This window comes from Streptomyces ossamyceticus (genome assembly GCF_001418475.1).
GTDB lineage: Bacteria > Actinomycetota > Actinomycetes > Streptomycetales > Streptomycetaceae > Streptomyces > Streptomyces ossamyceticus.
Genome location: NZ_LIQX01000199.1, coordinates 1 through 9407, shown reverse-complemented (window position 1 = coordinate 9407; position 9407 = coordinate 1). Strand labels below are relative to the sequence as shown.

Sequence of the window (9407 nt, the reverse complement as noted above, 5' to 3'; positions counted from 1 at the left end):
CCCTTCAGCACCCCCGCCCCCGCCCTCTGCCTCAGGACCAGAACTCCGCTTCCTTGTCCAGGTCCTCCTGGCACTCGTCGATGTCGGTGATCTTGTCTCCGACGATGCGGAAGACCAGGCAGCCGTTCTGTTCGATGCGCTTGTCGCCGCGCTCGGCGGTGTAGCGGTGCACGGAGACGGCGTGGCCCCGGCCGTCCACGCACACATGGCTCAGGTCGACGCTGAACGTTCCACCGGTCTCCTCGTAGAGCCGCTGGTAGAGCTGGATGATCGAGTCCTGGCCCTTGTGGTCGCCCGAGAGCAGGTGGCTGCCGGGGACGTGGTGCGTGCAGTCCGCCGCCATCAGGCCGCGGAGGGTGTTCATGTCACCGCGGGTGAAGGCGTCGTAGCCCTTGCGGACGAGCGCTGCGTTGGGGTGTTCAGCCATGAGGTATCGCCGGCTTTCCCTATACGTGGTATGCCGTCATTGCTCCGATAAGGGCATTATCCGTGCCGGCGTGGGCCTCCGCGAGTGCGCCTCGGCCCACGCCCCGACGACCGTGCGGCGCCGCGGTTACTGCAGCATGCCGGGGATGATGTCGCCGTTGACCGGCTGCGCGCCCGTCGTCGTGATGCCCTTCGTCGAACCCCGCAGTACGAGTGAGCCGTAGTTCGCGGAGATGTACAGGTCGGCCTTGCCGTCGCGGTTGGTGTCGCGGACGCGGACCACGCCGCCGAAGGACTCGTCTTCCAGGCCGCCGGGAACACCCGGGGTGTCGCGGGCGAACCACTGCGAACCCGTGCCGGTGAGGCCGGACTTGGAACCGAACAGGACGTGGACGGCGCCGGCGTAGGGCTGGGTGCCCAGCTTCTCGCCGTACGCGCCGATGGCCAGGTCTCGGTAGCCGTCGCCGTCGACGTCGCCGGCGGAGACGGAATCGCCGAAGGAGTCGTACGCCTCGGGGGTGTCCTTGACGCCCTTCGTGGCCTGGGTGAAGCGGGCCGATTCCGACGGGCCGGTGGCGGCGCCGTACCAGATGGTCACGCGGCCCTTGTGGCGGTCATACAGGGGCGTGCCGATGGCGATGTCACCGTAGCCGTCCTTGTCGAAGTCGGCGATGACGCCGTCGCCGCCGCGGTAGGCCTCGCCACCGTTGCCGTTCTTGCGCTCCAGGCGGAGAGTTTTGCCGGGGTACAGCTTCGTCCTGCCGCCCTTGACGAACCAGGCGTCGGAGGCGATGTACTTGTCGGTGACGACGTCGCCGATGACGACCAGGTCGGTCTTGCCGTCCTTGTCGACCTTGCCGGAGATCAGCGCGGTGGAGTAGAAGCCCGCGCCGTCCCTGTCCAGGACGGTCACCGCGCCCTTCACGCCCGACCTGGTAATCGCGCCCCGGTAGACGTACGTCTTGTGGTCGCGGACGAGGGCCAGGTCCTGGTTGCCGTCGCCGTTGAAGTCGCCGGTGGCGAGGTCGGCGGCGCGGCCGGACACGCCCTTCGGGCCCTTGAACGGGACGGTCGTGCCGCCGGACAGGCCCTTCGCGCCGCCCCAGAGGACGGTCACCGTGCCGTTGTTCTTGTACTTGCCGACGTTCTCGCCGTCGGCGGAGACCACGAGGTCGCCGTAGCCGTCCTTGTCGAAGTCGGCGGCGGCGCGGACCGCGCCGAAGAAGTCGTCGGTCTCGTCGGCGCCGGGGACGCCCGCGCTCGCCTGGTCGATGAACTGGGTCCTCGTGCCCGGGCCGCCGTCCGCCGTGCCGAAGGTGACGAGGATGCCGCCGCCCTTGTTGGCGCCGTCGGGGCCGTAGGAGAAGGCCGCGTAGTCGCGGTGACCGTCGCCGTTGAAGTCGTCGGCGTACTTGGCGGGGGCGGCGGACGCCGGGGCGGCCGTGACGATCGTGAGGAGGCCGCCGGTGAGGGCGGCGACCGTCGTCGCGGCCAGGGCGGTCCGGAAGGGGCGCTTCATGAAGGTGTCTTCCTTGAGTGAAGGTGAGGGGGAGTCGGTGCGGGCGCGGGCGGTCAGCCGCGCAGGGGTGCGCCGAAGGCCGGGGTGCCGGTGGTCGGGATGCCGAACTTCGCGGGGCCGAAGGACTTCGCCCCCGACGTGGTCGCCGACCTAAGCCACCAGAGCGCGCCGTCGCCGCCGTTCTCGCCGGTGCCGCCCACGCTCAGGTCGGCCCTGCCGTCCTTCGTGGTGTCGGAGAGCAGGACGCGGGCGCCGAAGCGGTCGCCGGACTCGGCGCCGTCGGGGACGCCGGGGGTGGACTGGGAGAGGGTGCGGGCGCCCGTCGGCAGGTAGCCGGTGCCGGTGCCGCGCAGGAGGGTCACCGTGCCGGTGTCCTCGGTGCCGCCGAAGGACTCGTAGGGGGCGCCCACCGCCAGGTCGCCGTAGCCGTCGCCGGTGAAGTCGCCGATGGCGACGCCGCCGCCGAAGCCGTCTCCGACCTCCGCGGCGCCGGGAACACCGGAGGCGTCCTGGGTGATCGCCGCCATGGCGCGGGCGTTGACCCACTGCGACTCGGGGGCGCCCAGGACGAGCGTCGCCCGGCCGCCGAGCGCCCCGGAGGGGTCCGCGGAGGGCTCACGGTGGTTGCCGATCAGGATGTCCGCGCGACCGTCCCCGGTGACGTCGCCGACGGCCGACACATAGCCGCCCGGCACGTACTCCATCCAGTTCAGGAAGTCGATCATCCGGGTGTCGGCGACCGCCGTGAGCGCGTCGTCGGTGCCCTTCTTGCGGCCGTGCACGACCAGGCTGTCGAAGCCCTCGCCGTTGATGTCGCCCGCCGACAGGTACTCCACGCCGTACGCCGGGTCGAACGGCTTCGGCGCGTTCGCCGTCGACGCGGCCCGCACCCCTCCGTCGGCGCCGCCCGCCCTGGTGTACGGGCCCTGGAGGACGGAGAGGTCGACGGCGCCCCGGCCGCCCGCGGCCACGTCGACCTTGCCGTTGTCGTCGAAGTCGCCGATGGCGAGGGCCTGGCCGAGACGGTCGGTGTCGGAGCCGCCGCCGAGGAGGGTGAGGGAGCCGGACAGGCCCGACTTCCCGCCCCAGACGACCTGGACCATGCCGTCGTCGGTGTCGCCGCCGCGGTCCTCGCCGGGCGTGCCGACGACCAGGTCCGCGTACCCGTCCCTGTTCAGGTCGGCCGACGCCACCGCCGTGCCGAAACCGTCACCGGTCTCGGCGCTGTCCGGCACACCGGTCGTGTTCTGCGTGAGGAGCCTGTACTTGGCCGTGCCGGGCCCCGTCGCACCGCCGTAGACGACCGTGACCGCGCCGGCCTTCGTCTTCCCGCCGACCGTGGCGCCGGGGGCGCCGATCGCCAGGTCGCGGTAGCCGTCGCCGTCGAAGTCGTACGGGGCGGCCGTACCCGCCGCGTGGGCGGTGGGCGCGGCCAGCGCGAGCGTGCTCGTGAGCAGGCCCGCGGCCACGAGGAACGGACGAGTGCGCAAGAGGAACTCCAGAGGGGAGCCGGGGCCCGCGCCGGCCGAGGCCGGGCCCAACTGCCGTATGCCGTGCGGCATGTGACGTGACAGGTGTTGCGTGAGCAGAGAGACGTACGAGGTGTGCGAGCAGAAGACCCTTGGAGATGCCGGAGGGTTGTACGGGAGTTCGGTGAATTCTTGATCGGCTTTCGTCAGCCGCCCAGGGCCGATCCGAGGGCCGGGGCCCCGGCGGTGGAGACGCCCACCGTCGACGGGCCGAAGGACTTCGCCCCCGACGCTATCGCCGACTTCAGCCACCAGATCGCGCCGTCGCCCGCGTTCTCGCCGGTGCCGGCGGCGGCCAGGTCGGCCTTGCCGTCCTTCGTGGTGTCGGAGAGGACGACACGGGCGCCGAACCGGTCGCCGGACTCGGACGAGCCGGGGACGCCGGACGTCGACTGGGTGAGGGAGGCGGCGGAGGCGGTCGTGAGGCCGTTCGCCGAGCCGTACAGGACGGTCACCGCGCCGGCGGCCGAGGACTCACCGGGGGAACCCACGGCCAGGTCCGCGAAACCGTCGCCGTTCACGTCGCCCAGCGACACGCCCGCACCGAACGCGTCGCCCGCCTTCGCGGTGCCGGGGACACCCGAGGTGGCCTGGGTGTAGGCGACCTCCTTGCCGGTGGATTCGTCCACGGCGTCCGTCACGGCCTGCCCGTACACCACGGTGACCCTGCCGCCGAGCGCGCCGGCGGGGTCCGCGGAGATCTCGCGGGAGTTGCCCACGACGATGTCCGCGTGGCCGTCACCGTTCACGTCGCCGACGGAGGAGACCTGGCCGCCGGGGACGTACTCCAGCCAGTAGCCGTAGTCGCCGTTGCCCACGGCCGTCAGCGCGTCGTCGGTGCCCTGGGCGCGGCCGTGGATGACGAGGCTGTCCGTGCCGTCGTTCTGGACGTCGCCCGCCGACAGGTACGCGACGCCGTACGTCGCGTCGAACGGCTGGGGGGCGTACGCCAGGGCCGTGGACAGGCCGCCGGTGAAGTCGCCCGTCCTCGCGAACGGGCCCTCGACGAGGGCGAGATCGAACTTGCCGGTGCCGCCCACCGCGACATCGGTGTCGCCGTCGCCGTCGAAGTCGCCGGTGGTGAGCGCCTGCCCGTAGCGGTCCGCCTCGTCCGGGTTGTGGTCGACGAGGGTGCGGGCGCCGGACAGACCGGAGGCGCCGCCCCAGACGATCACGACCGTGCCCCCTTCGGTGTCGGTCCCGGTGTCCTCGCCCGGAGCGCCGACCAGCAGGTCCGCGTAGCCGTCCGTGTTCAGGTCGGCCGACGCCAGCGCCGAGCCGAACGCGTCACCGGCCTCCGCGGAGCCGGGCACACCGGAGGTGTTCTGCGTGAGCAGCTTGTACGCCGAGGTGCCGGGGCCGGTGGAGGTCCCGTACACCACCGAGACGGCACCGGCCTTCGCGTTCCCGCCGACCGTGGCGCCGGGGGCGCCGATCGCCAGGTCGCGGCGGCCGTCGCCGTCGAAGTCGTACGGGGCGGCCGCGCCCACCGCGTGGGCGGGGGCCGCCAGGGTCAGGGGGACCACACCGGCCGCGAGGAGGGACGCGATCGCTGGGGCGGTACGGAGACGCATGGCTGTTCTCAGGTCCTCGGATGCTCAGGTCGCCAGGTCCTCAGGTCGGACGAGGCTAGGTGGGGCGGGGGAGATGGGAGAGACAGGAGAGACGGGAGAGGTGGGATGAGGCCGGGGCGGGGCGTCACGGGGCGAGGGTCCAGCCGAAGTTGGACTGGCCGCGCAGGCCGACCTGGCGGGCGGAGACCGTCCTCGCGCCCTTCGTGGTCAGCCCCGAGGCCGTGCCGCGCAGCACCCACAGGGCGCCGGAGGCGTCGTTCTCGCCGTAGGCGGTCGGGACCAGATCGGCCCTGCCGTCGCCGTCGACGTCGGCCAGGCGGACGGCCGAGCCGAACCAGTCCTTGGACTCGGCGGCCCCGGGCACCCCGGCCGTGGCCTGCGTGTACGTCGCCGCACCCGTTGTCGTCAGACCGGCGGCCGAGCCGTACAGCACGGTCACCGCGCCCGTGTTCCGCCTGCCGCCGACGTCCTCGTTCTGCGCGCCGACCGCGACGTCCGCGTAACCGTCGCCGTCGATGTCGCCGACGCCCAGCGCGCAGCCGAAGCAGTCGTCCGACTCGCCCTTGCCGGGCACCCCGGCGGTGTCCTGGTGGACGGTGGTCGGCGTCCGCGCCGGGTCGGGGCCGGTCGGCCCGCCGTACCGGACGGTGATCTCGCCGCCCTTGTGGGCGCCCCGGGAGATGTCGCCGAGGACCAGGTCGCCGTAGCCGTCGCCGTTGACGTCGCCGATCGACCCCTGGTCGCCGTCGGCGGTGTCGAGGTCGGTCTTCTCGTAGCCCGTGCCGGTCCAGCGGAGGAAGTAGATCGCGCCGCCCTCGTCGCCGTCGAAGCCGAACGGGTAGAGCCGCTCGGCCGCGCCGTCGCCGCTCAGGTCCCCCGTGATGACGGTCTGCGTGGAGCCGAGTTCGTCGATGTCGTACTCGACCTTCGGGGCGCCCGTGCGCTTCCAGGGGCCCTCGTAGACACGGGTGGTGGGTCGGCTGGTGACCGTCAGGTCCGTGTCGCCGTCACCGTCGAAGTCGGCCGCGGCGAGGCCGGTGGCGTAGCCGCCGTCCTCGGTGAGCCAGTCCGGCTGCGGCACCCGCGCGCCGCCCGACAGGCCCGACGCGCCGCCCCACAGGATGGTGGCGGTGCCGACGCCGTCATGGTTGCCGAGGCTCTCGTTGAGCGAGCTGACGACCAGGTCCGCGTACCCGTCGCCGTCGAGGTCGCCCGAGGTGAGGGCGGCGCCGAACTGGTCGCCCTCCTCGGCCCTGCCCGGCACGCCGGGCGAGTTCTGCGTGATCACCGCGCGCCTGGCCGCGGACGGCCCGGACGGCGAGCCGTACAGCACGACCACCGCGCCGGCGGTCTGCTTCCCGGCCACCACCGCGCCCGCGGCACCCACGGCGACATCGCGATAGCCGTCGCCGTCGAAGTCGTCGGCGTATCGCGCCGGAGCGGCGGCGGCCGGTGCCGCCGGGAGCGCCGTCAGCAGGCCGGTGGTGAGGGCCGCGGCGAGGAGGAAGGGGCGGGTGCGCATGGTGGGCTCCCGAGGGGGGAAGGGGAGAAGGCCCGCATCCTTGCCGGATGCGGGCCCAACTCCTGAGTGGGGTACGTCAGTTGGCCGCGTTGGCGCCGAAGTGCGGGTACGCGTCCGTGGAGACGCCGACCGCGGACGGTGCCAGAGAGCGGGAGCCGACCGTGGTGATCTTCGTGCCGTTGGAGGGCAGGTAGACCAGCGAACCGTTGAAGTCGTTCTCGCCGTACGCGCCGACCGTCAGGTCCGCCCTGCCGTCGCCGGTGACGTCGGTGAGCTTCACCTCGCCGCCGAACCGGTCGTCCTTCTCGTCCGAGCCGGGGACTCCGGCCGTGGACTGGGCGAAGTACTGGTAGCCGGAGGAGACGTTCAGGCCGGCCTCCGAGCCGTAGAGGACGGTGACCGCGCCGGCGTTGACGACGTCGCCGACGTTCTCGCCGGAGGCGGCGACGACCAGGTCCGTCTTGTCGTCCCCGTTGATGTCGCCGAGGGACAGCTCACTGCCGAACCAGTCGCCGCGCTCGGAGGAACCGGGGACGTTGCCGCTGTTCTGTGTGACCGCGACCGTGGTGGCCGGGCCGTCCACCGAGCCGTAGAGGATATGCACCTTGCCGCCGGTGGACGACTCGGGCACGGACGGCTCACTGCCGTCCTTCGACGGGTCCCAGTCCTGGCCGGTGACGATGTCGCCGAAGCCGTCACCGTTGATGTCGCCGATGCCGGTGATGACGCCGCGCTTCAGCTCCTTGGCGTCCGAGGCGTCGAGACCGGAAGCGCTGCCGGGGACGTACCAGTTGGTGTTGTAGTGCCAGTCGCTGTCCGTCTCGTAGCCGTCGACCACGAGGTCGGACCGCTGGTCGCCGTTGACATCGCCCGCGGTGAGCACCAGGGTGCCGGAGCCGCCGCCGGACTGGATGTCCGTGGTGAAGCTGTAGCGCCCGCCATAGGTGCCGGACTTGGTGATGCCGCCCTTGAACACGTACACGCGGTTCGACGAGGAGCCGACCGCCAGGTCCTCCTTGCCGTCGCCGTCGAAGTCGCCGGCCGCGAGGGCGGTGCCCCAGCGGTCGTGGGAGGAGGTCGCCGGGTCCTTCAGCGTGGTGGCGCCGGACAGGCCGTTCGCCGAGCCCCACACGATGAGGACCGTGCCGCCGTCGGCGTCACCGTCGACGTCCTCGTACGACGCCGACACGGCGAGGTCGTCGTATCCGTCGCCGTTGAAGTCGCCGTAGGCGCTGACCCAGCCGAACGCGTCGTTCGTCTCGGCACTGCCGGGCACGCCCGGGGAATTCTGGCTGATCGTGGTGTGCTTCGTGGACGTCACACCGGTCGCGGAGCCGTACAGGGCGACGATCTGGCCGGCGTCCTTCTTGCCGCCGACAGTGGCGTAGCCGGCCGAGTAGGCCACGTCGCCGTAACCGTCGTCGTTGAAGTCCGCCACCGGGTGGTGGACCGAGTCGGCCGCCGTCGCCGTCGCGGCCGTGAACGTGAGCAGACCGCCCGTCAGCGCGGCCGCGGAGGCCGTCGCGAGGGCGAGTCGCAGATGCTTGTGCATGCGGGAATCTCCTGCTGCATGCGGGACGTCTGGCAGACGTCCGCAGTCAATGGGGTGCCCTTCCTGTCCGCGTTCGCCCGTAGTTCGTCCGGGGTTCACGGGGAAGTCGGCGAACAGGAGACCGCCGGAGGCACGCGAGGGTTGTACGGGAGTTCGAGAAATTTCTGTGACGGGTGGAACCGGTGGGGCGCCGGGAACCTCTTACCTTCCCACTCACTTCCCGCGCCCCGCACGGCTCACCTGCCGAGCACCGCCCCGTACCCCGCCGCTCCCGTCAACCCGAGCTTCGCCGGTGTCAGCGACACCGCGGGGAGACGGGAGGCGTCGCCCGCCGACGGGCGGTACCAGAGGGCGCCCGCGGGGGCGTTCTCGCCGGGCGCGCCGATCACGTGGTCGTCGTACTTCGCCGCGTCGAAGTCGGCCGCCGCCACCGCCGCCCCGAACAGGTCGCCCTCCTCGGCCGTGCCCGGCACCCCGGCGGAGCTCTGTGTGAAGGCCGGACCGGTGAAGACCCGGTCGCCACCCGCCTCCAGCTCCCAGTACGCGCCCGCGCGGGCCGCCGACCCCACCGCCTCGTGGCTCGCGCCCACCAGCAGGGAGTCGGGCCCGCTGCCGTCGAGGTCCACGACGGCCAGCGCGGCACCGAAGTTGTCCTCGGCCTCCGCCGTGCCGCCCACGCCGGGGGAGGACTGGGTGGTGCAGGTGACCCCGCCGCCGAGCGTGGTGCCCGGCGCCCCGTACACCGTGGCGAGGGCGCCGCCGAGCCGGTCCGCGCAGTACGCGCCCTCCGCCTCGGGGTCGGGCAGCACCTCGCCGATCGCCAGGTCCGTGCGGCCGTCGCCGTCGAAGTCGCCGGCGGCGAGCGCGGAGCCGAAGTCGGCGGCCTGCCAGCGCGTCGTCCAGCCGCCGGGCGCCAGGGAACGGACACGGGTGCCCGAGATCTCCAGGCCCTTGTAGGTGACGGCCAGGTCGTCCCTGCCGTCGCCGTCGAAGTCCGCGGTGCTCAGCGCGCGGGCGTCACCGAAGTCGTAGCCCTCGACGAGCGTCGTGGGTGCGGCGGCGGTGAGCGGACCCGGCCGCAGGACCGTGGCGCCGCCCTCCTCGCCGCTCACGGCGAGCACGAGGTCCCGGTCGCCGTCGCCGTCGTAGTCCCCGGAGGTGACCAGCCGGCCGAGCCGCTGTCCGGGGCCACCCTTGGCAACCGTCAGCCCCGTCCTGAGCCCTCTCGCCGAGCCCCAGAGCACATACGCGGCGCCCTCGTGCCGGTCGGCGCCGCCGACCTGCT

At 72.7% G+C, this 9407-nt stretch carries 7 protein-coding genes; all 7 read right to left on the bottom strand.

What is annotated here, in order from left to right; genetic code table 11:
* Positions 1-31 precede the first annotated feature (31 nt).
* Positions 32-427, bottom strand: coding sequence for a nuclear transport factor 2 family protein (locus AOK15_RS16200; protein WP_055517322.1), 396 nt, complete (start codon positions 425-427; stop codon positions 32-34).
* Between the two features lie 126 nt (positions 428-553).
* Positions 554-1945 carry an FG-GAP and VCBS repeat-containing protein gene (locus AOK15_RS16195; protein WP_055517319.1) on the bottom strand — a complete coding sequence of 464 codons (1392 nt, stop codon included), beginning with the start codon at positions 1943-1945 and terminating at the stop codon, positions 554-556.
* A gap of 53 nt (positions 1946-1998) precedes the next feature.
* Positions 1999-3435 carry an FG-GAP-like repeat-containing protein gene (locus tag AOK15_RS16190; RefSeq protein WP_055517325.1) on the bottom strand — a complete coding sequence of 479 codons (1437 nt, stop codon included), beginning with the start codon at positions 3433-3435 and terminating at the stop codon, positions 1999-2001.
* A gap of 185 nt (positions 3436-3620) precedes the next feature.
* Complete coding sequence (locus AOK15_RS16185) at positions 3621-5048, bottom strand: FG-GAP-like repeat-containing protein (RefSeq protein ID WP_055517317.1); 1428 nt, start codon at positions 5046-5048, stop codon at positions 3621-3623.
* A 124-nt stretch (positions 5049-5172) separates the two neighbouring features.
* On the bottom strand, positions 5173-6570 hold the full coding sequence (locus tag AOK15_RS16180) for an FG-GAP and VCBS repeat-containing protein (RefSeq protein WP_055517314.1): 1398 nt from the start codon (positions 6568-6570) through the stop codon (positions 5173-5175).
* Positions 6571-6646: 76 nt separating this feature from the next.
* On the bottom strand, positions 6647-8122 hold the full coding sequence (locus AOK15_RS16175) for an FG-GAP and VCBS repeat-containing protein (RefSeq protein WP_055517311.1): 1476 nt from the start codon (positions 8120-8122) through the stop codon (positions 6647-6649).
* A 236-nt stretch (positions 8123-8358) separates the two neighbouring features.
* Positions 8359-9407, bottom strand: a 1049-nt coding sequence (locus tag AOK15_RS16170) for an FG-GAP repeat domain-containing protein (protein WP_055517308.1), incomplete at its 5' end; no start/stop codon positions are given.

Bases quoted from the DNA above. Each gene is read 5' to 3' on its own strand.
- AOK15_RS16200 (WP_055517322.1), bottom strand. From the start codon at position 427: ATGGCTGAACACCCCAACGCAGCGCTCGTCCGCAAGGGCTACGACGCC.
- AOK15_RS16195 (WP_055517319.1), bottom strand. From the start codon at position 1,945: ATGAAGCGCCCCTTCCGGACCGCCCTGGCCGCGACGACGGTCGCCGCC.
- AOK15_RS16185 (WP_055517317.1), bottom strand. From the start codon at position 5,048: ATGCGTCTCCGTACCGCCCCAGCGATCGCGTCCCTCCTCGCGGCCGGT.
- AOK15_RS16180 (WP_055517314.1), bottom strand. From the start codon at position 6,570: ATGCGCACCCGCCCCTTCCTCCTCGCCGCGGCCCTCACCACCGGCCTG.
- AOK15_RS16175 (WP_055517311.1), bottom strand. From the start codon at position 8,122: ATGCACAAGCATCTGCGACTCGCCCTCGCGACGGCCTCCGCGGCCGCG.